Source organism: Bifidobacterium sp. ESL1133 (genome assembly GCF_058107325.1).
Genome location: NZ_JBYLUI010000002.1, coordinates 34908 through 59743, shown reverse-complemented (window position 1 = coordinate 59743; position 24836 = coordinate 34908). Strand labels below are relative to the sequence as shown.

Sequence of the window (24836 nt, the reverse complement as noted above, 5' to 3'; positions counted from 1 at the left end):
CTACCGGCGGTACTGAGCGCCTATATGAGCAGTGACCTGAGGAAGATGGGTTCCCCGTCTCGCACCATGGTGTACATTCCCTCCGCGGATCGCGGTGGAATCATTGCCGAATCGCTACTTCGGCCAATGGCTGTGAAACACTTGAAAGCGTCTGGTTTTCGTGTGCACCTGCTTGACGTGGCGCGGGCCGGCAGGGAAGAAGTTCAGGAAACGATTCGCCGTGCCGAGGCCATATGTGTGGGTGGGGGCATGACGTTTTACTTGCTTGACCTCCTGCGGCGCAGCGGTGCGGCGGATGCCATCGTTGAGGCCACTGCTCAAGGTGCTCTGTACCTCGGTGTCTCTGCCGGCGCTGTGGTGGCAAGCCCTGATATCAGCTATATTGCACGTATGGATATGCCATGCAAGCAGGAGGAGTGCCGTCAGAGAAAAGGACTTGGTCTGACCTCAATAAGTGTAGTGCCGCACTGGGGAGGAGTGCTGCAAGGTAGGGCTGCAGAGGATATTACCGCACGATTCCGCGATACCCTTGACGTGCGGCCGATCACCAACAAGGAAGTCATCTCCGTAGATGGGGACGCGGTGTATCGGCTATCGGTATAGCGAGCTGAGACACGGGAAGCAGAAAAGCCGTCCTCTGTCGGCGACAGGGAGCGGCTTTTTCGGTTTGTGCGGCTTTGTTGCGCGATGTGGTGATTTAAAGCTGATGCGGGCTCACATCAACCTCATCAAGCGGAATAATATGAGTATGGTACTTGATTTTATAGCCGATATAGAGCACCAGCACCAGCGGAATGCCGATGTAGGTCACGCCGATCTGCTGCCAATCCCAATGTACGAACGCGTCGATGTTCTGTCCGCATATCACCACGATGCACAATATCAGCGCGACAATAGGGCCGATCGGGAACAGCTTGGCGTGATATTTCAGCTCGGAAAGCTGGTGCCCCTGACGCACGAACGCACGTCGGAAACGTAAGTGGCTGATGGCGATGCCCACCCAAGCGATGAACCCGAGCAGTCCGGAGGCCGCCACTAGCCACATGTAGATCTGCTCGCCGAAGATCGAGGTGGCGAACGCAGCGAGAGCCACAATCGTAGTGGCAACGAGAGAAGCCAGAGGAATGCCGCGTCTGGTGGTCTTGGCGAAGAACTTGGGAGCCTGCCCATCCTGTGCCAACGAGTAGAGCATGCGCGTGGAGACATACATGCCCGAGTTGGCGGCGCTGATCACAGCGGTGAGCACGATGGCGTTCATCAGGCTGGCCGCGAATGCCAGTCCGGCGCGTTTGAATACCAAGGTGAATGGTGACATCGCCACGTCGCCGTCCGCTGCCGCGAGCAGATTCGGGCTGGTGTAGGGAACGAGCGCAGCGATGACGAAGATGGCGAGGATATAGAACAGCAGGATCCGCCAGAACACGCTGTTGATTGCCTTGGGCACGGTGGTATGCGGGTCGTCAGACTCGCCTGCCGTCACTCCTATCATCTCCGTGCCTTGGAAGGAGAAGCCTGCGACGAGGAACACGGAGAGGATGGCGGGGAATCCGCCCACGAACGGCGCATCCTTGATGGTGAAGTTGGCAAGGCCTGCGGCAGGGTGGAACATGATGCCGAAGATCATGGCGAAGCCGAGTACCAGGAAGATGAGCACCGTGACGATTTTGATCATCGAAAGCCAGTATTCGGTCTCGCCGAATGTGGAGACGCTCACCGCATTGATCAGGAAGACGACCGTCAGTATGACGGCGCTCCAGATCCATGAAGGGGAATTCGGCAGCCAGTATTTGATCAGCAGCGACGCGGTGGAGATTTCGACGGCCACGGTGATGGCCCAGTTGAACCAATAGGCCCACCCCATGGCAAAACCGAGTGCCGGATCCACATATTTGGCGTTATAGGTGGCGAATGATCCGGAGACCGGCTGGTTGGTCGCCAATTCACCGAGGCTGGTCATCAGAAAGTAGACCATGATGCCCATGGCGGCATAGGCCACAAGCGCACCGCCGGGGCCTGCAGTGGAGATGGTGGAACCGGACGTCATGAACAAACCGGTGCCGATGCATCCGCCAAGTGCAATCATGGAAACATGACGGGTTTTGAGACCGCGTTGTACGCCGCCGTGATGTGGCGCGGCCCCTGTCTGGTTGCTTGTTGTCTCCGTATTCTGGACAGCAGCTGATTTGTCTGTGTCGCTCGGTGGTTGCGTGGTGTCTGCCCGCATGCCCCGTATCCTCTCTCCTGAGGAAGAGTCACCGTGATATTCGGCCCGATGCGGAGGAATGCGGTATGCAGGTAACACTGCTTTTGGCATCATCGCACAAAGGTTCGTTGATTCATCGATAGCGCTCCGCGGCATGGATTGCTCCTGTCGCGACAGTCCCGAACCTGTTGGATTCGGTCCCAACACCCGACGCCGGCAAACTACGGGCATTTCGGCTGGGTCCCCTTTTCCCGAAGTTCCTCGGCATCGCCGTGCCTTGCTTCGGGTACTGATGAACTCAGCGACCTCTTCTGTGATTGATAACAGGCAACATGATATGGGATTTTCAAGACATCCTGGATTTCAGGAGCGGATTGCGGATGCCGGCCGATGCTCGTCCAGTCTTGGCTACGCCGTGATGTGTGTCTGATGCCCCGGTATAATGTGTCTTGGGTCTCAATTCCTACTTTTGGGTCGCTGTTCCAATTCCAGAACGTGGACTGACGAGAAAATGTAACGCAACGATAGGTGAGAGGTACCAGCCATGTCTAATATTCAGGTGTTTGACTACGAAGATGTTCAACTTATCCCCAACAAGTGCATCGTGGACTCTCGATCGCAGTGCGATACGAGCGTGCGTTTGGGTGATTTCACGTTCAAGATGCCGGTTGTGCCCGCCAATATGCAGACCATCGTCGACGAGGGTATATGCGAGCAACTCGCTGCCGACGGGTATTTCTATATCATGCATCGATTCAATACGGCTGCGCGGTTGGCGTTTGTTGAATCCATGAACGCCAAACACCTGCTCACCTCAATCAGCGTCGGGGTTAAACCAGATGAGTTCGAATTCATCGACGAACTTGCCAGTGCCGGACTAAGCGTTGATTTCATCACGATTGACGTCGCCCATGGCTTTGCCAACAGCGTCATCTCGATGATTGAGCATATCAGGAAGCGTCTGCCTTCCACGTTTGTCATTGCCGGTAATATCGGAACTCCCGAGGCGGTGCGCGAGCTTGAGAACGCCGGAGCTGATGCCACTAAGGTCGGCATCGGTCCCGGCAGGGTGTGCATCACCAAGATCAAAACAGGCTTCGGTACCGGCGGCTGGCAGTTATCTGCGCTGAACTGGTGCTCCAAGGCCGCGCGCAAGCCCCTCATCGCCGACGGCGGCATCCGTACCCATGGTGACATTGCCAAGTCGGTGCGGTTTGGTGCCTCGATGGTGATGATCGGCTCACTGTTTGCCGGGCACAAGGAGTCCCCGGGAAAGACGAAGGTGGAGGACGGCGTCACCTACAAGGAATATTTCGGGTCCGCCTCCGAGTTCCAAAAGGGTGAACGCAAAAACGTGGAAGGCAAGAAGATCTGGGTGCGAGCCAAAGGCTCTCTGCGCGACACCTATCGTGAAATGCAGCAGGATCTCCAGTCCGCAATCTCATACGCCGGCGGCAGCGATCTGGCGTCGCTGCGCAACGTGGACTACGTTATTGTCCGAAACTCGATTTTCAACGGCGATGCCATATAGAGAATCATTGTGGTAACGAGTCATTGCCATAGGACGTGTGAGTGCCTGCTGTGCCTTGGTGCCGATACCGGAGTGGCTCAGTTCTCTTGCAGCGTCTCGGATTAATCGCTTCGAGCTGATTTCTTCGTAGGTTTTGTGCGAACTGCCACCGTCGTTCTACCTATCGGCACTATCGGGTGGGTACCTGAGTTGCGCGTAAGCGTTCATCAGAACACAACCCGCGAGATTTGATTTGACACCGAGCAGTCACCCCTACACGTAGACTTGGGATTATGTCTTTAACTATCGGAATCGTCGGGCTGCCCAACGTGGGCAAGTCCACCATGTTCAATGCTCTGACCCGTAACAACGTGCTCGCGGAGAACTATCCCTTCGCCACCATCGAGCCCAACGAGGGCATTGTCCCGCTACCCGACAAGCGTTTGCCGGTGCTTGCGGATCTGGTGCACACCGAGAAGGTCGTGCCGGCCACCGTCACGTTCGTGGACATCGCGGGCATCGTCAAGGGCGCGAGCGAGGGGGAGGGCCTGGGAAATAAGTTCCTGGCCAACATTCGCGAGGCGGACGCCATCTGCGAGGTGGTGCGTGCTTTCGAGGACGACGACATCGTGCATGTCAACGGTAAGGTCGACCCGGCGGACGACATCGAGACGATTAACACCGAGCTCATGCTGGCGGACATGCAGACCATCGAGAACGCACTGCCGCGCCTCGAAAAGGACCTGCGCGGCAAGAAGGTTTCACAGGAATATGTGGACGCGGTCAAACTCGCACAGAAGATCTTGGGCGAAGGCGAGACCATCGACCACGCGGCTGCGGCCGGCAAGATTGACAAGGCCGATATCTACGACCTGCACTTGATGACCGCCAAGCCGTTCATCTATGTGTTCAATGTGGACGATTCCGAGCTGGCCAACGACGAGCTCAAGCAGCGCCTCGCCGCCTCTGTGGCTCCGGCTCAGGCCATCTTCCTCAATGCCCAGTTCGAGGCTGATTTGACGGAGCTGGACGAGGCGGATGCCCGTGAAATGCTCTCTGATGCCGGCTTGGAGGAGTCTGGCCTCGATCAGCTGGCCCGCGTAGGGTTCGACGTGCTCGGTCTGCAGACGTATCTGACAGCGGGGGAGAAGGAAGTGCGCGCCTGGCAGATTCACCAAGGTTGGACGGCTCCGCAGGCTGCCGGCGTGATTCATTCCGACTTTGAGCGTGGGTTCATCAAGGCCGACATCGTCTCATACGATGACTTCGTGTCTGCGGGCGGTTCTATGGCTGAGATCAAGGAGGCTGGCAAGCTGCGCCAGGAAGGCCGCGACTACGTCATGCAAGACGGTGACATCGTAGAGTTCAAGTTCAACGTGTGAAAACCACTGATTGGGCTTGGGGAAGATGACATGCATAACAATCAAGGAGAGTGGCAATCGCCCGACGAAACCGTACTGCGCACTTCCGAAGAGATTGAGTCGCACTTCAACCAGCTTCTGCAAGGTGTTCATGCTGAGAAGCGAGCAGACGATTTGTTGAGCACGAAGCGGCTGGCAGGGCTGCTGTATTCTATGGGGCGCACCTTCGACGGGTTGCAGTCCAGCTTCATGGCCACCGAGGAGTTCCTGCGCACAGGCAATCCCGAAGTGGTCAATTCGCGTGCCGATTTGGCGCTGCTGCTTGATTTGAAGGATGCGTCGGCGTTCGTGTTGCACTACGACTATGCTGGCAAGCCGTTCGATTTGGATTTTCTGTGCGAAATCAACGCACACCTGACCCGCACTGCGGCCATGCAGCCGGGCTTCATTCGTAGCAGCGATGACGTACAGGTGCGAACCAAGCTCGGGGTCTACAAACCCGGTGTGCCTGATGAGCGCAAGCTCGTTGAAGTGATGGGGAAGGCTGCCGGTTCGCAGGGTAGCCTCCTTGATGCTGCAAAGCTGTTCATCAACGTCGCGAAGATGCAGCCCTTCGGTGATGGCAACAAACGTACGGCATTGCTTGCCGCCAACGGCCTTCGTGTCTCACGCAGAGCTGGTAGCGAGCTCAGCGTCCCCACCGAAGACCCGGACCGCTCGACGTTCAACGACTTGCTTTCGCAGTGGTACGTGAACGGCGACGCGCAAGTGGCCCAATGGCTGGCCGATTGGAATGATACGCAGACTGGCGAAGAGTGAGGCTGCGCGATTTTGTGGTTCATTCCCTATAGTTCTGTGTTGCTGGGGCAGAGCGTGGGGAGCGTGCCCTGTGTTGGCCGGACGGTGAAACCAACCCCGCGAGCGGCGCGGCTGGATCTCCGGACTGCCCGAAGAAGTACGTTTAGGCTTTCACATCTGCTGCAGCCTCGCGCTGAGGTGTCATACTGCGTAAGTTTGCGTTGCTGTAAGGCGGCATGGTCGTAAACGGTGCTCTGCTACTGGCAGCATGAAAGTGCGCCATCGCTCGCAAGGGAACGGTGGCGCACATTTGAAGTTAATGTGTCTAGGCTAGTGCTCAGACCTGCATCTGCATGCTCTGCGTGCGGCGAGCGCGCATGGCGCGACGCTTCAACGCGCGACGCTCGTCTTCACTCATGCCGCCCCAGACACCGTAGTCCTGGTTGGTGTCGAGCGCGCACTTCAGGCAGGCGTCAATCACCTTGCACGTACGGCAAATCGCCTTGGCTTCCTCGACCTGCTGATACGCCGAACCGGTGTTGCCGACCGGGAAGAACAGCTCCGGGTCCTTGTCCCTGCACGCTGCCTGTGCACGCCAATCAAGAGCACTACTCATGTCCACTGCCTTTCGTTGCGGCTGTTTGTAAAATCTGTCTTACTCTAGATAACCACGAAACGTTCGTTTTTTCAAGAGTTTTGTAAAAATCAGTGTGAAAGTTTCAGAACATAACGGGCTTATGTGGGAAGATTCACTGTTTGCTTTCGGCAAGTGTGCCGACTGAACCAGGCGCATGCGATCCACTGGCCAGCTCGTCGAACAGAGCATGGTTTTTTGCGTCGTCGAGCAGTACACTCGACCCCACACCACTGACTCGATAATCTGGATCGGTCCAGTAGACGCTGCCGCTTACCCCGTTCTTCCCAGTGGCATTTTTGAACGCGGACACCATACTGATGAGCGTGGCCGGGTTGGTCTTATTATCGGTTTCCACCGCGGCGAGTGCCGTGTTGGCGAGTTTGTTGAGGGTGCCGAAGTTGCTGAGTGTTTTTGCAGAGAGCGCTTTGGTCATGATGGCACCGATGACCTGCCGTTGGCGTGCGGCTCTGCCGAAATCTCCTTGGGGATCGGAGTAGCGCATGCGGGAGAAGGCGAGGGCTTGCCCGCCGTCCACATCGTGGCATCCGGCTTGCCAATCCATGCCTGAGTTCGGATCGTTGACGGTGCTGTCGTAGCATAGATGCACGCCGCCGATGGCATCGACCACGTCCTTGAGTCCACCGAACTTTACCTCTGCCACGTGTCGGATTTTTTTGCCGGTGATGTTCTCCACTTGGGACACCAGACTCTTTTTGCCGTAGATTTGCGCAACGGCGTTGAGCTTCATCAAAGTGTTATCCTCTTTGACTAACGAGTCGCGGGGGATGGAGATGAGCGAAGGGTTGCCGTGAGAGGGTTTGGTGAGTACCAGGATGGTGTCGGTACGGAACCCGGGGGTGTCGTCGGGAGTGCCGCCGATGCCGGAATTGTCGCGTTCATCGGATCCCAGGACGAGCCAGGCGGTGCCCTCGGTGTTTGTTGCGCTGGTGAGCCAGTCGTCCTTATTGATTTTGCCGTTCACCCATACCCAACCGGTGATCAGCGCGATAAGGATGACGGCAAGTAGCAGCGCGAGCAGTGTTCGCACAGGTTTGTGCCGGCGTGCGGCGGTGCGTGAGGGTCCGGTTTGCTTGGGCATAACAGGCGTTGCCCTGCGCGTACGGGAGGCAGAGGGGGCTGCTGTTCTGCCGGCATTTGTTCCGCGTTGGGCAGGTTGTGCCACAGGCTGCCGTCGTTTGGACGCTGAGCTGGTGGAGCCGGAGGAACGCCTCGGTTGGGAGGCAGGAGACGAAGTCGGTGCCGCCGAAGAGCGAGAATTCACTGAAGATGATGTTCTGGAGGATGCGGAGCTGCGTGCTGGATGGGATGTGCGACGAGTACGGGAGACATTGGGGGAGAAGGCAGGCAGTGAGCCTTCGCTGTTCTTCTGGTCGGAGTGCGTGCGGTACCCATGACCGTTGGGCGTGAAGCTTGGCGGTGTGCCTTGGCTTCCGGATGCGCCTGCTCGGTTGCCCATGTTGCTCTCCTATGTTCTCTCGGTTTCGGTGTCTCTACTGTACGAGCAGTCGTGCCATGTGCGTCTTGCGGCGCGGTGCGCATCTTCTTGATCGGTTTGTTGCCGCTACTGTGCCGCAGGTACGGCACAGATCGTCTGGTTGAGATACTGGTTGGCGATGCCGATGTACTGGCCGGTGTTGGGATCTCTGATCGACCCGTCGCTCGGATCAACGATGCCGCCGGTTGCCGGGTCGATGAGTCTGCCGCTCTGATCGGTGATGAGCCCGGTCTTGGGATCGGGTTGAGGAGCCTGCGATGTGTCGGAATCCTGTGGCGCCGACGTGCTGTCCTGTGTGCCGGAATCATTGCTGGGAGCTGCTTCTTGAGCGTTGAGCGGCTTGTTTTCCTGAAGCTTGGCCCAAACGTCATCGGCGGCGCTCGACCACACCACACGGTTCAGGTCTCTGGGGGATGGAATCACGGGCAACGTTCGCATGTACAAGTGGTCAAGCTTGATGTTCTTCAGGCTCATGCCCAGCCCCACCAGTGTGGATGCATTGGAAAGTCCTTCGGAGATACTGAGCGACTTCAGCGCGGAGTTTGCCAGACGGTAGAGCTGCGTGCCGTTGGTGAGCAGGTTCTTGGACAGTGCCTCGTTCATGAGCTCTTTGATGAGGTATTGCTGGCGAGTGGTACGCATGATGTCCGATCCGTCAGTGCCGGTGCCGTGGCGCATACGCGCGTATTGCGTGGCCTGTGTGCCGTCCAAATGATTCATGCCGTGCTTGAGGTCAAGACTGGTGTAGTTGTCCTTCATATCTACAGGGATACACACGTTGACCCCGCCGATGGCATCAATCATGTCCTTCAGTCCCTGGAAGTCGACCACAATGAAATGTTGCAGATTGAGACCGGTAAGCGAATTGACGGCGTGCAGCGTGCAGCCTGCAGCCGAGGCCAGATCGTTGCCCTTGCTCCACCCGCTGGCGAAGATCGAGTTGAACATGACGTTCGATTGTGCGGGAACTTTACCTTGTGAAGTGTCGCAGCTGGGAGCGTCCACGATGGAATCTCGCGGAATGGAAACCAGATTGATATAGGAGCGGTCAGCGCTGATCTGCACCACCATGGTGGTGTCGGCATTGTGCAGATCTATCTCGTCGCTGTTGCGGCCACCGATGGCGGTATTGCCGGCGCCCTCACGCGTGTCCTGCCCCATGAGCAGGAATTCGATGGGTTTGCCCGCATTGGGATCGACGATTTCCTCTTGTTTGCCGCCTTGCGCAATCGATTTGATGGAATTGGGGGCTGTGATGAGCGCATAGGCGCTGATGCCCACCGCTGAGACTATGAACACCAACACTGCGGTGATGGTCATGGCGACTGTGGTGCGCACGCGATGCATTGCCGTAAACCCGAAGCTGTGGCGTGGCATGTCCGGATTCCACCCGCTGACATTGGGAAGCTTCACGTTCTGTTTGCGGTGTGATGTCACGCTAAAACCTTCCTGTTGCCAACCCGGCGCCTACCCCTCAGCATCCGGAACCGACCCTAGCGCCGGCGTCGGTTTTCATTGTACGGCTTTGGGCTGAGAAACCGATTCATGTGCTCACTGCGACGCGCGCAGGTGGGGGTCGCGTACACTGGGGGTTTATGAGTTCTTCTCCACAAGGAAACGTCCAACAGATTGTGTCCGACCTGATCCTGGGTCGTTCTCGCGCGTACCGTGAAAGCGTGGACCGTGAGGTGGCTGCCGTTGTTGTGGTGGAAGACGACGTACGCTTCCTCCCGGAAACGCTCAAAGCCGTGCTGGAGCAAGATGTGATGCCCGGAACCATCGTGGTGGCGGACTGTACCGGTCAGACCAAGCATCCGGTGCACTCCGCTTTCAGCGTTCGTGTGAGAGACCTGAGCGGCAGCCGGGACGCGCTGATTGAGCAGGTGGATATGCAGATGGTGCGGGTCAGCGGCGCCCGTTCGTTCTGTGATGCGGTGAACCGGGCGTTGCAGTACGCGAACCTGGCTCGTGGCGTGCATAGCCTGTGGATGCTCCACGATGATTCGCGCCCGGCGGACAACCGCTGCCTTGCGGCCTTGACCGACACCAAGCGCAACACTCCAACGGCCTCGCTGTTGGGTGCCAAACAGCTCGACTGGAACGGCGAACACGTGCACAACGTGGGCTATTACGAAGGCCGCCACCGCTTGGAAAGCCTGGTGGTGGACGGGGAGCCGGATCAGGAACAGTACGATGGAAGAACGGACGTGTTCGCCGTATCCTTGGCCGGCGCGCTCGTGCCGTTGCAGAGCCTCAAACAGTTCAGGGGCATCAACCCCTGGTTCGGGTCGATGGGGGAGGCCGGCGACTTCTCCCGTCGTATATGCTTGGAAGGCGGCCGTGTGATCGTGGTGCCGCAGGCCAGAATCGCACACCGGCGTGCTCGTGCCGAGGGCATACGCACCAAATCCGGTCAGCCGGTCGATGAGAGCAATCCGCAGGACACCTCGCGCGAACGTTTCAAATCCATCACACGCTATGCCTACACCGACATGACAGGTTCCCTGTGGCCGCTTGCGTGGTTGGTGCATCTTGTTGTTTCGGTTGCGGGTGCGATTCGAGAATTGTTCTCCAAACGCCCGCTTGGCGCTTGGAGCGCCATCTCCATGCCTTGGTACATGCTGTCTGCGCTGTTCCCGGCACTCAGAGCACGCGGCATGGTGCGCCGCAGCAGCAAGGTCGCCATATCCAAACTGCCGATGTTGCGTGCCGACTCGAGGCAAGTGTCGCAGTGGCGTCAACGCCGCAACATGTTCGAGAGCCAGAAACATGTGGTGCTGTTGAGTCCTCTGGCCAAATCCCATCTGCGTGAGCGGCGGATAAAACGCTGGAGTGGCGCTCTGGCTGTGGCCTTGGTGGCATTCACTTCCGTGGTAGCTGCATACTGGGATGTATTCCGTTCGGTGCTTTCCGGTGCGGCACTGTACTCCGACTCAGTGGCTTCTTCCGCCGCGACGATGGGTGCACTGTTCTCTTCCGCCACCACGCCATGGGCATTTGGCGTAGGTACCGGTGCAGCGGCACCGCCCTCGCCTTGGAATCTTGTTTGGTTCGCCGCTTCACTGCTGACGCTCGGACATACCACGGCATCTCTTGCCTTACTGTTCTTTGCCTCGGCTCCATTGGCCGCGCTCTCCATGTGGGCGTTGGCGGGCATTTTCACCCGTTCCAATTTCGTACGTGCCGCCGTATCACTGCTGTGGGTGTCTTTGGCATGGGGCACAGGGCTGTTCGACTCATTGAACCTGCCGATGCTCACGGTCATGATGTTCTTGCCGGCAGCGTTCGCATTCTCCTTCAGAGCCGTGGGCCTGTACCGTACCGAAGATCCGGTCACCCCTCACTCTTCCATACAGATGGCTGCCTGCGCATCGCTGTCCTTCATACCTGTCGTATGTGCTGAGCCGCAACTGTTGCTGCCCTTGATCATCATGTTCCTGGTCTTCGTGATCATGGTCAAACGCCATCGCGCCATGCTGCTGCTCACACCTCTGCCTGCCGCATTTGCGCTCGTTCCCACTCTCGTGCACGCTGTGCGCTATGCAGGCTTGGGATTCTGGCGTGAACTGTTCGGCGATGTGGCAGGTCCGGGCGGAGCTGATGCTGCTCCCGCATCGATCAATTTTATCGGTGTGCTCACACGCGCGTTCGGTTTGCCTCATGTCGAGTCCGCACAAGACATACTGGCCCTCTCCCCGGAGACATTTGCCGTTATGGCAGCGGTGGCGGCTGTAGTGGTGATGGCGATGATCGCGTTGCTGAGACCCAAAGTGTGCAGAGCGGCACGCATGATGTGGGTTATGGTCATATGTGGTGCGGTGCTGTCGTTGGTCGCAGTGCGCGTCTCCACGGCATGGGGGAGTGCCGGTTTGGTGTCTGGCTCGGTGCTTCCCGGAGTGACGTTCATGATATTGGCGTGCCTGTCCGCCATCTGCCTGGCTTCAGGGGCCGCTGTACGCAAATACATTCCGCTGCGTCGTTCTGCCGAAGATCCATCCGGCAATATGCAGAGTTCATTGAGTGCTGCAGCTCAGATTGAGGGCTCCTCGGCAACCGCATCTGGCGGCGCGAGGATGGTGGCGGTACGTATGTGGCGTGCGGTCTTGGTGGTGGTGCTGCTCGCCGTCACTGTGATCTGGTCGTGCTTCGGATTGTGGACGCATGAACGAGACGTGCATGCCAGCGCCTCCGGTCTGCCGATGGTGGCGCGTGATTACCTGGAAAAGAACAGCGATCACCGTGTGCTCGCGCTGAGGGCGGAATCCGGGAACAAAGTGGAGTATGCCGTGATGCGTACCGGCAGGGGGGATCTCATGGACACCTCGCCGAGTTGGAATGCACAGCAGGTTTCGGGAGTGAGCGATCAGGCCGATTCCACGCTTGCCGCGGCGGCCGCCCAGCTGCTGTCCAACAGCGATGACGATGCGATTCGACAGATTGGCGCACTCGGATTCGGCGGCTTGTATGTGGTCAATGACACGTCAACTGGTGCCGAAGACGCCTCGCAGGCGCTTATAGGCAACGTGGGGGCAAGCGACGGGGTGCAGTCGGTGGTGAGTGCTGATGCAGGAACCTATTACCAAATCATCTCGGACGGCTCCAGCGCCCAGTCCGTCTCCAATCCGGGGCAGGCGAAGGCTCAAGAAAACCCCTGGCGCGATGTATGGATGTGGACGCTCATCGTGCTCGTCGTAGTGTATTTCCTGCTGGCGCTGCCCCGCGTGCGTCGCTACGGTCAGGAGCAGGCATGAAAAGGAACAAGAACGGTATGGGAGACGACGAGATGATGCTCGACTTTAGGCAGGACGATGCCGGTGAAGGTGCACCTGTGTCCCCGCAAGGTAACGATGTAATGTCCACGGCATCCTCCGGCATGGTTGGTGAGTCCATAGGCTCGACGAACGTCGACACCCCGGCAGGTGCACCACCTCTCGAACCCGCCGATGGCAATTCCGCACCGACAAAACCGTTGAGCTGGGTCGCGGCCGTGCTCACCATAATCATCGTGGTACTGGTGCTCGCCGCACTCATGTTCATGCCTAATGGCTTGGGCCCGGTGGATACGGCACAAGGTAAATCCGGACAGGCGAAAGAAGTGCGACAGACCGAACTTACCGCTTATTGCCCTGGCCGCATGTCGCTGCCCGACAACGGCAAGTACGGTGATGGGCAATTCCAGACCACTGAAGGTGATATCACTTCGTCATCGCGATATGGCGCCTTTGGCTCAGCTTACCGTGTCAGCATCGGCAAGATCAAAGACGGGACGGAAAGCGAGAGCACCGACCTTAAGGGCAGGGCCTCGGGAGACGGGCTCACAGCCAAGGCGCTTGCCGGAGATGTCAACGACGGTTCTCGCGTGTTGACCGCCAAACTGTTGGACGCCAAAGCCGGTACCGGTACCGCATCTGCAGTGGCTTCATGGGCCACACAAGGCGACTTGGCCGGAGCGTCAGCCGCAGCCTGTGTCGTGCCCGCTCTCGAACAGGACTTTTTGATTGGCTCCACCGACGAAGGGTCGACGCATCAGCTGGTCGCAGCGAATCCTTCTTCGAAGGCGACGTCGCTTGTCATTCGTGCTTGGGGAACAAAATCCGGCAATCCGATAGCACTGTCCACCGGCTCTACACTCACTGTGGGTGCTCACGGTGAAGCCAGCGTGGATTTGGCTGCTGGTGCACCGCATGAGGAAGGCCTGTATGTTTCGGTGACGAGCAAGGAAACCCCGGTGGCTGCAGTGGTACGTAGTGTTTCCATGGATGGGCTGCAATCCAAGGGTTCCGATTATGCCGTGCCGTTAGACGAAGCGAATCGCGAATCTTTGATCGCGGGCGTAAATTCGGGGGATCAGGTCAAGTTGCTGGCTACCGCTGAGCAGGCAGCTGACTTGAATGTATCATGGGTGACCGGCTCTGGTCTGGAAGACAAGCAGCATGTGCAGGTCTCCCGTGGCAAGGTAAGCATATCGGATTTGGGGCAGGCTCCTGACGGTGCGCTTGGTATCCGCGTCGAGTCCTCGGCCCCAGTGCATGTGCAGGCGGAAGTCAGCCGTACCAACGGTGCCCATGCTGACTTCGCTTACTTGCCGGCGTTGGCGCAGACTGGTCATTCGGCGTTGGCGTTGCCGTCCGGAGCGTCGGGGAATTTGACCGTGGTTAATGCTTCCGGCGAAAAGCAATCCGTGCATGTGACCGGCTACGACGGTGATGGCAAACGTGTGGGAGCCAAAGATGTCAGTCTTGCAGGTCATGCCGCGTCGAGCCTTGACCCCGCTGATGTAGGCGGTGCGGTGCTGTTCACCATGACGGGCAGTGACCATGTTGTGTGGGGCGCACGTCTGCGGTTCGACAGCGTTGACGCGGCGAATCTTGCCGACGTGGCTTTTGTGGGGCCATCCTCGCTGGAACCGCACAGCATGAAGGTGTGGGCCGAACCCAGTCAGACGGTGGTGCGCTGAACGGTCAATATTCCAGACCGCTCCAGTCCGGGTCAATATCTTCGGGACGGCGTCCGTACAGTTCGGCCAGTCCGGAGACCAGCGCATCTCGAATGGCCCACTGCAATTCCTGACGGTCAGGGTGATGCATCTGCATGGGCATGCGGTACAGCACGATGCGAGCGGGCACGCCGCGCCCGGCAGGGAAACAGTGCGATGTGAGATGTGACCGGCCTTCCCATGGCACAGGGCCGGAAGGGGGCACGTCTTCCACGGCGAACTGTACTGGAGTTGTCAGTTCGGGCCAGGCCAGGCTCAGTCTGCGAATCTGCGAGGACGCCATATCATCGAATGAGCCCGACTTGGTGCGATAGCGGGGCAGGCGCACGCCAAAAGGCGGGGTTCGCACTCCTCGTCCATGAGGGTTGCGGTAGGTGTGGGAGAGCCAAGGGGGTTGTAGCATGCTTTCATGCTATGACGAGGCTCGGGCATCTGCTGTAGCATACGGGTCTGTGTGCTGCTAGAGTGCAGTGAGTGAGTTCGGGCTCGGTGCCTGACCGGAACGGGAGCGATGATGGAGCCAGTCAACATACCGGTGTGGCAAGATGGTGATATGACGGCCGTGGCCCGGGGCATGAAAGCCATCGCCTTCGATCTTGACAATACGCTGGCTCGTTCCAAGAAGCCGATGCTGCCGGACATGGCGGCGCGTATCACCGAGCTCACCAAGCTTGTTCCGGTGGCGGTAATCACCGGTGGCAGTTTCGACTTGGCACGCAGTCAGGTGTTGGATATGCTTGGGGCCAGCGCAAACCGTGAGCATGTGCATATCATGCCGACCAGCGGTACGCGCTACTACCGTTGGGCGGATGGGCAGTGGCGATGTCAGTATTCGCTCGACCTGAGTGATGAGGCACGGAGCGCCGCTAAAGCGTCCATTGAACGGCATGCCAAAGCCCAAGGAGTTTGGGAACAGGATGTGTGGGGGGAGCGCATCGAAGATCGTGGCAGCCAGATCACCTTCTCGGCTCTGGGACAGTCGGCTCCCGTCGAGGCCAAGGAGCGCTGGGATCCCACCAACGTCAAGAAGGACCGTTTGGCAGCTGCAGTGGCCGCTGATGTGCCGGACTTGGTGGTGCGTTCTGGTGGGTCCACCAGCATTGATATCTCGGCCAAAGGGATTGATAAAGCGTATGCGGTAGGCAAGCTGTGTGACATGTTGGGCATTGGTATTGACCAGGTTGTGTTCGTCGGTGATCGCATGGATCCTGACGGCAACGATTACGCGGCTGCGCTTGCTGGTACAAGACCCATACGTGTGTCGGGTCCCGCTGACACGTTGCGTGTGTGTGACCGCATTATCTCCGTATTGGAAGATGACAATGTGCGCGGAACGAATGGCAGGTGACGTTGTGTCGGCAGGCGACACGCCGTTGGCTTCGACCTTTCGTCCACATGAGGTGTGTGCGCCGTTGTTGTTGGCGTTAGGCTGATAGATTTTGGGAGCATGATACGAGCGACAGCAATATTGCCTCTATTTTCATCTCGCCTGAGCGGTGGTACCGATGAAGAATATGGCGGGCGGCTAGCCTATGGTATTCGACGGTGTATTGCCGCACTGGTGAATGTAATCGCACCGCGTGGATGCGCTGGATGTGATGCTCCGGACGAAGTGCTGTGCCCGACATGTACTGTGCTGTTCCACGGTGTGCATCGTCGGCAGTTGGGTGTTGGAGGAGACGGAGGGATAGGCTACTGCTGCGCTCGGTACCGAGGGATGGCGAGGCGGGCCATCCTGCTGTGGAAAGATCATGGCGATCAGGAATGTGACCGGGTGTTCGGTGCGGCGTTGGCGCGTCTTGCTGTGAGGTCAGGAGTTGCGAGCAGTGGTGGTCGAGGATCACAGGCACTCCTTGTGGTGCCCGCCCCGTCTTCGAGTCGATCGATGCGGCGGCGCGGGCGTAATCATATGCTGCATGTGGCAAAGATTATGGCTCGCGAATTACAAAGAGTGGGTATCGAAGCGCAGGCGCAGTCGGTGTTGCGGATACATGGGGTGAGTGCAAAGTCGGTGGAGACCGGAGGTGCTGCCGGACGTGCCAAACGTATTCAAGGGCACATAGTGCCGGTTCCTCACGCTGATTGCCGCGGTCGGAAAGTGCTGCTGATCGACGACATCGTCACCACGGGAGCCACCATGCGTCAATGTGCCAGAGTGCTGCGTCTGGCAGGTGCATGCCAGGTGGATTGCCTGGCTCTTGCCGGCAGCGATGCCACTGTCTAGAGACTGATACTAAGCCTTGTGTGCAAATACATGAGGTTGAGGATGCTGGGCGAGTTGGCTCGTCATGATGATTATCGTGCATGGGCTACCGCCATTTCATCCCAGCGTGTGGTGCACCGCGCAGAGAGCATGTCCCTTCTCATTGACCATGTGGCACCAGTGTCGTTATCGCCACGGCCGGTTCCGCGAATGCCACCGTACCCGATTCCGACATGAAAATCTCCGAACTTATGCGTTATCTGGTCGAGTGCCGCACCGAGTTCATGGGTGTCTCGTTGCGGCTCGAGGCCATCGAATGTGGTGTATTGTGCTGCGTCGGTGAGGTCGAGCAACATCACCCCGGCGCGTACGTAGCGGGCATGGTGGTCGAACCGGTTACGCAGCGCGTCGCAAGCGGCCTTGGTGATGATCAACGGGTCGTCGCTGGGATTGGTCAGGGTTGCTGTGCCTCTGATGCTTACGCGTTCCCGCTCTTCTCCATACGGGCTGCTGGAGCAGAATGCAGATACGTACGAGCATAGGCTGTGCTGCCTGCGCAGGCGACGGCAGGCCTTCTGCGCGTAAACGCTGAGTGCTTGACTCATATCGTCGAAACCGGAGATGGGGTGTGAGAACATCCTTGAGCATAGTATCTCCCCGGATCTCATGCCCATGTTGGCATCGCTTTCCTGAGTGATGCACGGCACGCCGTTGAGTTCCAGTACGGTACGTTCCAGGGTGACGGAAAACCGTCGTCGGATGGCGGCGGGGTCGCAGTTGCGCAAATCCAACGCGGTTATGATGCCGATGGCCTGCAGTTTACGGGTAATATGTCGGCCTACGCCCCACACCCGTTCTACGGGAATGCTGGCAAGTGCCTGGTCGCCGTATCGGCGTTCCACGTCGCTCCACATGGTTACCCCGTGGGATGATGGGTGGTCCTTGGCCCAATGGTTGGCGATTTTTGCCAGAGTTTTGGTAGGGGCGATGCCGATGCTGAGTGGAATGCCGACGCCGGTGAGTACGGCTTGTCGCATTGCCGTTGCTTGGGACATAGTGTGTTCGACTCCCCATTGGGGCCTCATAAAGCATTCGTCAATGGAGTAGATCTCCTGCCCAGGCAAGAAGCGATCCATCACTGACATCATGCGCGACGAAAGACTGGCGTAGAGTTCGTAGTTTGAGCTCCGAGCAACGATGCCAAGTTCTTGGGCGCGGGTGCGCAGCCTGAACCACGGTGTGCCGTTGGTGATGCCCAACTGTTTGGCTTCGCTGGATCGTGCCACCACGCATCCGTCGTTATTGGAGAGCACGACGACCGGCTTGTGTTCCAGTGATGGGTCGAACACCCTCTCGCACGAGGCGAAAAAGGAATCGGCATCGGCAAGCACATATCGGCTTGATGAGGTTTCGTAATCCGGTGAAATGGTCATCTGTTCTGTCGTTTCGCCGATGAAGGCTCAATGTTTGGATTTGGCTTGGAGGTCGGACGCATCGTGCCGGGAACAGCGGTTCGTTGCCGGTGCGTGGGGAAGGTGGACAACTGCTTGGTATGTCGTCGTTGCTGGTGGAAGTTGCCCACCACAACACCCCAAATGCGTAGTTCGCTGGCGTCGTATGAGGTGAAATCTGGATAGTTGGGGTTTTCGGCATGCAGGATGGGCTGTTGATTGCTGAGCAACAGGCGTTTGACTGTCAGCTCGTCATCCAGGACGGCAAGAACCACATCTCCGTCTTCGGGTGAGAGGGAGCGGTCTACCACCAGCAAGTCGCCATCCCAGATGCCCGCCCCCTCCATGGAATCTCCTGCCACAGTGATGATGAATGTGGTATCAGGGTGGGTGATGATCTGTTCGTCAAAGCTGAAGTCGCCTGCAAAGTAGTCTTGTGCGACCGATGGAAACCCGGCGTGTACCGATTCCAGTGCCATCGGTACCGGCGTGGGGGACAGGCGCGAGCGGAATATGGACGTCACCGAGCAGTCTCGCTCAAATGTTGTCGCCACGTTTGCGGAATGCATATCTCACCTCCTGGTATTCGAACATATGTTCGAATACCAGTATGAGTGCTCCCATAGACACCGCTACTGACGCCTACCGCTCGGCGATATGATGCTTAGGTAGGATGATCTCGAAATCGACGCCACGATTGTCGTCTACGACCCTCACATTGCCGCCGTGCAGCTGAGCCGCCCAGCGGGCGATCGACAGTCCGATGCCGGTGCCGCCGGATTCAGTGCCCATACCGTTTCGTCCTTTGACGAACCGGTGGAAAATGTCCGTGCGCTCTGACTTGGGAATCTGCTGGCCGAAATTGACTACATTGGTCACAATGGTGCCATGAATACGGTCCTCATGCGCCTGTATCAGAATCTCGGTGTGATCCTCGGAATGTTTGAAGGCGTTTGAGATCACATTGGTGAACAACTGGCGCAGACGGTCACGGTCTCCTTCAAGACTCAGCGATTGCGGCACTCGTATGTCCAGCGTATGGCTGTGTCCGGCATCGGCGATTTCCAAAGGCTCGATGGTTTCGTCCAAAAACTCCGCAAGGTTGAACTGCTCGATGTTCAGGCTTGCCGCGCCTGCCTCCATACGTGACAGGTCAAGCAGAAATGCAATAAGATCCGACAGTCGGTGGGTCTGGTTCAGAATGCTTTCCAAATTGGCTGGCGTCGGTTCCACCACGCCATCTGCAAGGTTCTCGAGCATGGCCTGCAAAGCCGAGACGGGGGTGCGTAATTCATGGCTCACATTCGCCACCATGTCTCGGCGCATCTGGTCGGCGTGCTCAAGTTCCTCTGCCATATCGTTGAATGAGTGCGCCAACTGACCGACCTCGTCCTTGCTGGTGTCGTCGGTCTTCACGCGCACGCTGTAGTCACCCTCGGCCATCGCTTCGGCGGCGTCGCGCATCTGGCGCAACGGGGCGGTCAGGCCGCGGGAGAACAGATACGTGATGCCAAGCGCCACAGCCAAGGTCAGTGGCATGGCGATCCACCCGCTCAGACCGCCTTTGAGCAGAAACCATGCCATGACGAATGCGATACCGGTGGAGGAGACGATGATGACGCTCAACTCCATTTTGAGTGAGGAGAACAGTCCGATCGGTCGTGATGTCTCGAGAATCTTTTCCGAACCGTTTTTCACGGCGTCGATGCTTGGCTTGTGCATTACGACAGATAATTCCGTGAGGGGATGGAGCGATTCGGCAACCCGCCGTTGTCTCTTCCTGACGGCAGAGAGGTGGTGTTGCCAATGGCTGCCTCAACAGCAGTGCCGGCACCTGTATCGGTATGCTCAACCGTGGCGTCCTGCGGAGGAATGAACGCATATCCCACGCCGTGGGCTGTACGAATGCAATCCGTGCCCAACTTGTGGCGTAGCGCCTTGACATGCGAGTCGACAGTGCGGGTGCTTGAGGAATCATACCAGTTCCAGATGGTCTTCAGCAGCTCTTCGCGGCGGAAAACGGTTTTGGGCTTGCGTGCCAGGGTTACCAGCAGGTCGAACTCAGTGGGGGTCAGGTGCACTTGCTCACCTCGCAAGGTCACTGCCCGCTCCTTGGGGTTGATGACGATGGATCCGAAGTTCAACTGTTGCTCCTGGGCGTGGTGCTGAGCAATAATGCCGGCCTTTTTTACACGTCTGAGCAATGCTTCGCACCGGGCGATAAGCTCGCGCGGGGAGAAAGGTTTGGTCATGTAATCGTCGGCTCCTGCGCGTAGGCCATTGACCTTGTCGGATTCTGCATCTCGCGCGGTAAGCATGAGCACCGGTACCGGTCGTTCTTCGATGATGCGTTTGGTGGCGCTGATACCGTCCAGCACCGGCAACATCACGTCCATAATCACCAGATCAGGCTTCAAGTCGCGAGCCACCTGCACCGCGCTAGCCCCATCGCCGGCTACTTGGGCCTGCCATCCTTGGGCGGCTATGCGTTGGGCTATGGCCGTGGCCAGATCCGGCTCGTCTTCGACCACCAGGATGACAGGTGCTCCAGAATCCTGCATGACGCTGCTCTCCATATGATGCCTTTCTTCTGTGTAATGTTTCCAAGAATAGCCGTACCGTGCACCTTTGGCGCTTTGTGGATGTGTATGTCTCCCCATGGGCGGCACAGTATCTGCGGTGTCGGAGCCAGTGATAGCCGTTTGTTGGTCCAAGCGGCGTGGCATAATGGCAGGAATTCAATGGTAAGCTCATGGAGGATTCATGGGGTATGAGATTGGCGATGTAGTCGTCTATCCACGTCATGGCGCTGCGAAGGTTGTGGCGTTCACGGAACATACGGTCAAAGGCATCAAACGCGACTATTTGCAGCTCTCGGTGTTGTCGTCAGACGGGCTCGTCATCGATGTGCCTGTAGACAGCGTCAAGAAGGTCGGCGTGCGTAATATCGTCGACGGCAAAGAGGTATCCAAGGTCTTCGAGATTCTGCGCACCCCGATCGTCGACAAAGAGAAGATGAACTGGTCTCGTCGATACAAGTTGAATGTCGAGAAGATATCGACCGGTGATGTCAACAAAATCGCCGAAGTGGTGCGTGATCTGGCGCAGCGCGACGTGGATGAGCATGGTCTTTCCGCAGGGGAGAAGCGCATGCTTACCCGTGCGCGCAGCATTCTGACTTCCGAGATTGCGCTTTCCGAAAGCATCGAAGAGGATGAGGCTCAGCATCTGCTGGATGTCAACTTGGGATATGTGCCGATGGAAGAGGCCGATGCCAAGCACCACAGCAAAGAGCCCGATGAACCTGCGGCCAGAACCTTGGAACGCGTGGCTGAAGAAGAGGCGGCAGAGAAGAAGTCAGCGAAAGCCAAGAAGAAGTAGAGGCCTGTGTCTTTGGGGCTGCCAAAGACACGACGGCTTAATATAAAACGAGTGGCGGTATCGTGTTCATAACGGTACCGCCACTCGCTGTATTGTTGCAGTTTCCTGTATTGTTGCAGTTTTCGACACGGCTCTTTGTGTAGGGCGCAGTGCCGGGGTGCGGCGCATCGTGCCGGCAAATTCCATCACCGGTTACGCAGGGTGTGTATACCTTTTGCCACGAGCCACAGCAGGGTGGAGATGGTGACGATAATAAAGCTTGGGGGCGCCGGGAACATCGCGGAGATGGCCAGTCCTCCCCAGATGGAAACCAAGCAGAGCACGCCCGCCACTACCATCGATGCGATGGGAGAGCCGACGATCATGTTGGCGGTGGCTGCGGGGGTGACTACCAGAGCGAAAATGAGCAGTGTGCCCACCGCAGGCACGGCAATAGTGATGACACCTGCCATGATGGACATGAACAGCACATTCATCAGCCCCACGGGCACGCCTTTGGCCTGCGCCACCTGTTCGTCGAGGGAGCTGAACAGCAGAGGACGGTAGATTACCGCCAACACGACGAGCAGCACCACATCGAATATTGCAAAGCCGATGATCTGATCGTCGCTGATGGTCAGAATGGAACCGAAGAGGATGGATTGCATCTGCTGTGAGGCCGAACTGGAGAGTCGGGCGAAGAACAATCCCAATCCGGTGGCGAACGCCAGTACGGTACCGGTGGCGATTTCTCGTTGTGAGGCACGCTTGCCCAGAGCACCGATGATGAGAGCGCCTCCTAAGGCAAACACTCCCATTCCCAGCGAGACAGGGAGTCCCAGCAATACCGCTCCAGTGGCACCAGGCAAACCGATGTGCGCCAGAGAGTGAGCTGCGAATGTGGACTTGCGCGCAATGGTGAAATAGCCCATGACTCCGGCTGCTATGGCAATGCACAGTCCGGCGATGAACGCATTGGTCATGAACGGCTCGTTGAGCACCGCCATCCAGTCGCGCTCAAAATGGAAATCGATAGCGCTCATTGCTTGCTCCTTGCATGGTGGTGATGGAATTGCGCGACTTCGGCAGGGTTGTGCGTGTCAAGCGTCATGTCCTGCGGCTCATCGGGGCTTGGAGTGACGAACATGTCGCCCTGCGGAGTCGTTACCACTTGTACGGTGGTGCCATACAAATGGGTGAGCAGGTCAGCGTCGAGCACTTCGTTCATGCGTGCGTAATGGGGGTGTCCGTCCAGCAGATAGACGGCTCCTGTGAGAATGGGCAGCAGCATGTTCAGATCGTGCGCCACTACCTGAATGGTCATGCCCAAGTCCTGGTTGAGTTTTGCCAGCACGTGTACGGTCTCGTGCTGGGCAGCCAAATCCAGATTGGCAAGCGGCTCATCGAGCATCAGCAAATCCGGTTCACCGACGATGGCCTGGGCAATGGCTACGCGTTGGCGCAAACCTCCCGACAGCTCCGCGAGACGATACTTGGCTTTGTCTCTCACTCCGGTGAACGTCATGGCCTCATACGCACGCTGTTTTTGTTCGGCAGTCAACGGGTGCAGACCGAACTGTGTGCCGTTGATTCCCAGAAAGACCGACTGCTCGGCAGTTAGGTTCGATTCGATGTCGCCGGCGTAGTTCTGCGGCACGTAGCCGATGCGTCCGTTGACGGTTCCGGGCTTGCCTCCCAGTACTTGCAGCGAACCGGTGGACAGTGGCAGCAGACCCAGTTCCGCACTCATCATTGTGGTTTTCCCGGCACCATTGGTGCCCACAATCGCAGTCACGGAACCATAGGGGATGCCAAAATTTCCATGACTCCATATGGTGCGGTCGCCGCGTTTGATGCTCGCATCCGTAAACGAGATGGCCATGTCCTCATTCTCGTTTGAGGGCGCAGTGGTGGTTGATGTTTCGGTACATGCTGCGTTCACACTGGCCTCCTGTGAGATAGTGCGGTTGTTGATTCTATGATTGCCTCAGATGCTGACCAGAGTTGGTATCTGAGCGTTATGCCTACACGTGAGTTGGACAACACGGCGTCTTGCGGTTGGAGTGCGGCTGGCATCACCCCGTCCGTTTACTTGCCGGGATCGGTTTGCCCCTCGTTGGAAGGTGCCGACGGCGCCGTTGGAGATGGGGAAGGCTGCGGTGTGGTGCTGCCCGTGCCGTCTCCCGCCGAATTCGATGCATCTCCAGCGCCACTGGTGTTGTCGGGAGAAACCGGATGATCAACAGCGGTACCGTCGAACTTTTTCAGGGCTTGGGTTACGTTGTTCATCAGATGAGTGACCCAGGTAACGAGATTCTTCTCATTCTCCGGCATCTGTTCGCTCACATCCACTACGGGTACTTCGCTGCGTCCGGCTGTTCCGGTCAGAATATTCGTAGCGTCATTGGCTTCCTGGGTGTTGTTGATCAGAAGAGCGGCTTGACGGGAGGAGAGTATGGTCTTGAACTTCTGCAGGTCCGACGGCGAAGGCTCTCCTTCAGAGGAGGAAGAACGTGCATAACCTTTTGGTGTCACGTCTTGCAAGCCCAAGTCGTCCATCAGGTAATGGGCCACTGATTCTGTGGCGACGTACGGAGTGCCGTTGTGTGCGTCCTTGAAGCTCTGCATCTTGTCTTCGAGGGTTTTTTCCTGCGACTGCCACTTCTCGTAATTGTTTTTGAAATCCGTCGCGTTTCTTGGCTCAATGGCGATAAACGTATTCTTCAGAGACAAGGCCACCGCTTGGCGTGCGATTTTGGAGAACCACAGGTGCGGGTTGCTGCCTGTCCTGGTGCCGGTCAGCTCCGAGGCGCTGACGCTGGTGGTCTTCTTGGCGATGCTTTTGCCGGCCCAGTCGTCGTATCCGGCTCCGTTGGTGAGCAATACCTGTGCCTTTTGAATCTTGGCGATGTCGGCGGTCTGAGGCTCGAAATCGTGGGCATCCCCGGAGGTGCCGTTGACAATGGACTGTACCTGCACATGCTTGCCGCCGATTTGCTCGGCGAGGGAACCCCACTGACCGATGGAGGCGACGACATCTATTTTGCCGACGGTTTTGGAACTGCTTTGGGCAGCGGCCTTCTCGTCGTTGTCAAGATCGTTGTTTCCCTTCGAGCCGCAGGCGGCCAATGAGGAGAGCATGCCGGCGGACACCAGAAGCGTCACGGCCTTGAGCAATATGCGATGTTTCATCTTGCGCCTTCCCGAGGTTCGCAGTCCCGTACCTGCTTTCGGTACGCGGATTGTAAAACGATGGTTTCCACTCTACAATACAGAAAACGATACCCGTTTCAGCGGAAGC

21 protein-coding genes, 1 pseudogene and 1 riboswitch are annotated in these 24836 nt (G+C 57.8%); of the genes and pseudogenes, 9 read left to right on the top strand and 13 right to left on the bottom strand.

What is annotated here, in order from left to right; genetic code table 11:
- Nucleotides 1-24 precede the first annotated feature (24 nt).
- The gene (locus AC3B5A_RS02500; RefSeq protein WP_489798600.1) at nucleotides 25-603 is read left to right on the top strand and encodes a Type 1 glutamine amidotransferase-like domain-containing protein; all 579 of its coding nucleotides are present in this window, start codon (nucleotides 25-27) and stop codon (nucleotides 601-603) included.
- Nucleotides 604-697: 94 nt separating this feature from the next.
- Here AC3B5A_RS02500 and AC3B5A_RS02495 read toward each other — a convergent pair whose 3' ends face one another.
- On the bottom strand, nucleotides 698-2224 hold the full coding sequence (locus tag AC3B5A_RS02495) for an amino acid permease (RefSeq protein WP_489798599.1): 1527 nt from the start codon (nucleotides 2222-2224) through the stop codon (nucleotides 698-700).
- Nucleotides 2225-2335: 111 nt separating this feature from the next.
- Nucleotides 2336-2522: riboswitch (Lysine riboswitch) on the bottom strand.
- A 225-nt stretch (nucleotides 2523-2747) separates the two neighbouring features.
- Between AC3B5A_RS02495 and AC3B5A_RS02490 the strand changes: the two genes are divergently transcribed.
- The gene (locus tag AC3B5A_RS02490) at nucleotides 2748-3734 is read left to right on the top strand and encodes a GMP reductase (protein ID WP_489760619.1); all 987 of its coding nucleotides are present in this window, start codon (nucleotides 2748-2750) and stop codon (nucleotides 3732-3734) included.
- On the opposite strand, the gene AC3B5A_RS02485 is transcribed toward AC3B5A_RS02490, so the two are convergent.
- Nucleotides 3645-3854, bottom strand: coding sequence for a hypothetical protein (locus tag AC3B5A_RS02485; protein WP_489760641.1), 210 nt, complete (start codon nucleotides 3852-3854; stop codon nucleotides 3645-3647). The two genes, AC3B5A_RS02490 and AC3B5A_RS02485, sit on opposite strands and share 90 nt — an antisense overlap.
- A gap of 152 nt (nucleotides 3855-4006) precedes the next feature.
- Here AC3B5A_RS02485 and ychF point away from each other — a divergent pair, with 152 nt between their 5' ends.
- Together ychF and AC3B5A_RS02475 are read left to right on the top strand one after the other, a co-directional pair.
- The gene (gene ychF, locus AC3B5A_RS02480) at nucleotides 4007-5095 is read left to right on the top strand and encodes a redox-regulated ATPase YchF (RefSeq protein ID WP_489798597.1); all 1089 of its coding nucleotides are present in this window, start codon (nucleotides 4007-4009) and stop codon (nucleotides 5093-5095) included.
- Between the two features lie 30 nt (nucleotides 5096-5125).
- Nucleotides 5126-5893 carry a Fic family protein gene (locus tag AC3B5A_RS02475; protein WP_489798595.1) on the top strand — a complete coding sequence of 256 codons (768 nt, stop codon included), beginning with the start codon at nucleotides 5126-5128 and terminating at the stop codon, nucleotides 5891-5893.
- A gap of 316 nt (nucleotides 5894-6209) precedes the next feature.
- On the opposite strand, the gene AC3B5A_RS02470 is transcribed toward AC3B5A_RS02475, so the two are convergent.
- The 3 genes from AC3B5A_RS02470 to AC3B5A_RS02460 all read right to left on the bottom strand — a co-directional run bounded on the left by AC3B5A_RS02470 (nucleotide 6210) and on the right by AC3B5A_RS02460 (nucleotide 9462).
- A complete protein-coding gene (locus tag AC3B5A_RS02470) occupies nucleotides 6210-6488 on the bottom strand; it encodes a WhiB family transcriptional regulator (RefSeq protein ID WP_489798593.1) in 279 nt (92 codons plus the stop codon).
- A gap of 133 nt (nucleotides 6489-6621) precedes the next feature.
- Nucleotides 6622-7986: an LCP family protein gene (locus AC3B5A_RS02465; RefSeq protein WP_489798592.1), complete on the bottom strand. Its 1365-nt coding sequence runs from the start codon at nucleotides 7984-7986 to the stop codon at nucleotides 6622-6624.
- A 105-nt stretch (nucleotides 7987-8091) separates the two neighbouring features.
- Nucleotides 8092-9462 carry an LCP family protein gene (locus AC3B5A_RS02460; protein WP_489798591.1) on the bottom strand — a complete coding sequence of 457 codons (1371 nt, stop codon included), beginning with the start codon at nucleotides 9460-9462 and terminating at the stop codon, nucleotides 8092-8094.
- Nucleotides 9463-9620: 158 nt separating this feature from the next.
- On the opposite strand from AC3B5A_RS02460, the gene AC3B5A_RS02455 reads away from it, so the two are divergent.
- Together AC3B5A_RS02455 and AC3B5A_RS02450 are read left to right on the top strand one after the other, a co-directional pair.
- The gene (locus AC3B5A_RS02455; protein WP_489798590.1) at nucleotides 9621-12776 is read left to right on the top strand and encodes a glycosyltransferase family 2 protein; all 3156 of its coding nucleotides are present in this window, start codon (nucleotides 9621-9623) and stop codon (nucleotides 12774-12776) included.
- Entirely contained in the window at nucleotides 12773-14482 is a 1710-nt protein-coding gene (locus AC3B5A_RS02450; RefSeq protein WP_489798588.1) for a DUF5719 family protein, read from the top strand. Before AC3B5A_RS02455 ends, AC3B5A_RS02450 begins: the two co-directional genes overlap by 4 nt.
- Before the next feature lie 4 nt (nucleotides 14483-14486).
- On the opposite strand, the gene AC3B5A_RS02445 is transcribed toward AC3B5A_RS02450, so the two are convergent.
- Nucleotides 14487-14924: a metallopeptidase family protein gene (locus AC3B5A_RS02445; RefSeq protein WP_489798586.1), complete on the bottom strand. Its 438-nt coding sequence runs from the start codon at nucleotides 14922-14924 to the stop codon at nucleotides 14487-14489.
- 111 nt (nucleotides 14925-15035) lie between these two features.
- Between AC3B5A_RS02445 and AC3B5A_RS02440 the strand changes: the two genes are divergently transcribed.
- Entirely contained in the window at nucleotides 15036-15869 is an 834-nt protein-coding gene (locus AC3B5A_RS02440) for an HAD-IIB family hydrolase (RefSeq protein ID WP_489798933.1), read from the top strand.
- Nucleotides 15870-16451: 582 nt separating this feature from the next.
- Complete coding sequence (locus AC3B5A_RS02435; RefSeq protein WP_489798584.1) at nucleotides 16452-16745, top strand: ComF family protein; 294 nt, start codon at nucleotides 16452-16454, stop codon at nucleotides 16743-16745.
- A 71-nt stretch (nucleotides 16746-16816) separates the two neighbouring features.
- Here the strand turns inward: AC3B5A_RS02435 and AC3B5A_RS02430 are convergent, their stop codons facing one another.
- The 4 genes and pseudogenes from AC3B5A_RS02430 to AC3B5A_RS02415 form a co-directional block, all read right to left on the bottom strand.
- The gene (locus AC3B5A_RS02430; protein ID WP_489798583.1) at nucleotides 16817-18157 is read right to left on the bottom strand and encodes a Y-family DNA polymerase; all 1341 of its coding nucleotides are present in this window, start codon (nucleotides 18155-18157) and stop codon (nucleotides 16817-16819) included.
- Nucleotides 18154-18744 carry a LexA family protein gene (locus AC3B5A_RS02425; RefSeq protein WP_489798581.1) on the bottom strand — a complete coding sequence of 197 codons (591 nt, stop codon included), beginning with the start codon at nucleotides 18742-18744 and terminating at the stop codon, nucleotides 18154-18156. Before AC3B5A_RS02425 ends, AC3B5A_RS02430 begins: the two co-directional genes overlap by 4 nt.
- 73 nt (nucleotides 18745-18817) lie before the next feature.
- A complete protein-coding gene (locus AC3B5A_RS02420; protein WP_489798931.1) occupies nucleotides 18818-19807 on the bottom strand; it encodes a sensor histidine kinase in 990 nt (329 codons plus the stop codon).
- 233 nt (nucleotides 19808-20040) lie between these two features.
- Nucleotides 20041-20751: pseudogene (locus AC3B5A_RS02415) on the bottom strand (response regulator transcription factor); the annotation flags it as partial.
- Between the two features lie 187 nt (nucleotides 20752-20938).
- Between AC3B5A_RS02415 and AC3B5A_RS02410 the strand changes: the two are divergent.
- Nucleotides 20939-21556, top strand: a complete 618-nt coding sequence (locus tag AC3B5A_RS02410; RefSeq protein WP_489798579.1) for a CarD family transcriptional regulator — start codon at nucleotides 20939-20941, stop codon at nucleotides 21554-21556.
- Nucleotides 21557-21741: 185 nt separating this feature from the next.
- Here AC3B5A_RS02410 and AC3B5A_RS02405 read toward each other — a convergent pair whose 3' ends face one another.
- The 3 genes from AC3B5A_RS02405 to AC3B5A_RS02395 form a co-directional block, all read right to left on the bottom strand.
- Nucleotides 21742-22578 carry a metal ABC transporter permease gene (locus AC3B5A_RS02405; RefSeq protein ID WP_489798577.1) on the bottom strand — a complete coding sequence of 279 codons (837 nt, stop codon included), beginning with the start codon at nucleotides 22576-22578 and terminating at the stop codon, nucleotides 21742-21744.
- On the bottom strand, nucleotides 22575-23417 hold the full coding sequence (locus tag AC3B5A_RS02400) for an ATP-binding cassette domain-containing protein (protein ID WP_489798929.1): 843 nt from the start codon (nucleotides 23415-23417) through the stop codon (nucleotides 22575-22577). The genes AC3B5A_RS02405 and AC3B5A_RS02400 overlap by 4 nt, the downstream gene beginning before the upstream one ends.
- A gap of 206 nt (nucleotides 23418-23623) precedes the next feature.
- Nucleotides 23624-24727, bottom strand: coding sequence for a metal ABC transporter solute-binding protein, Zn/Mn family (locus AC3B5A_RS02395; protein ID WP_489798575.1), 1104 nt, complete (start codon nucleotides 24725-24727; stop codon nucleotides 23624-23626).
- Between the last annotated feature and the right edge of the window lie 109 nt (nucleotides 24728-24836).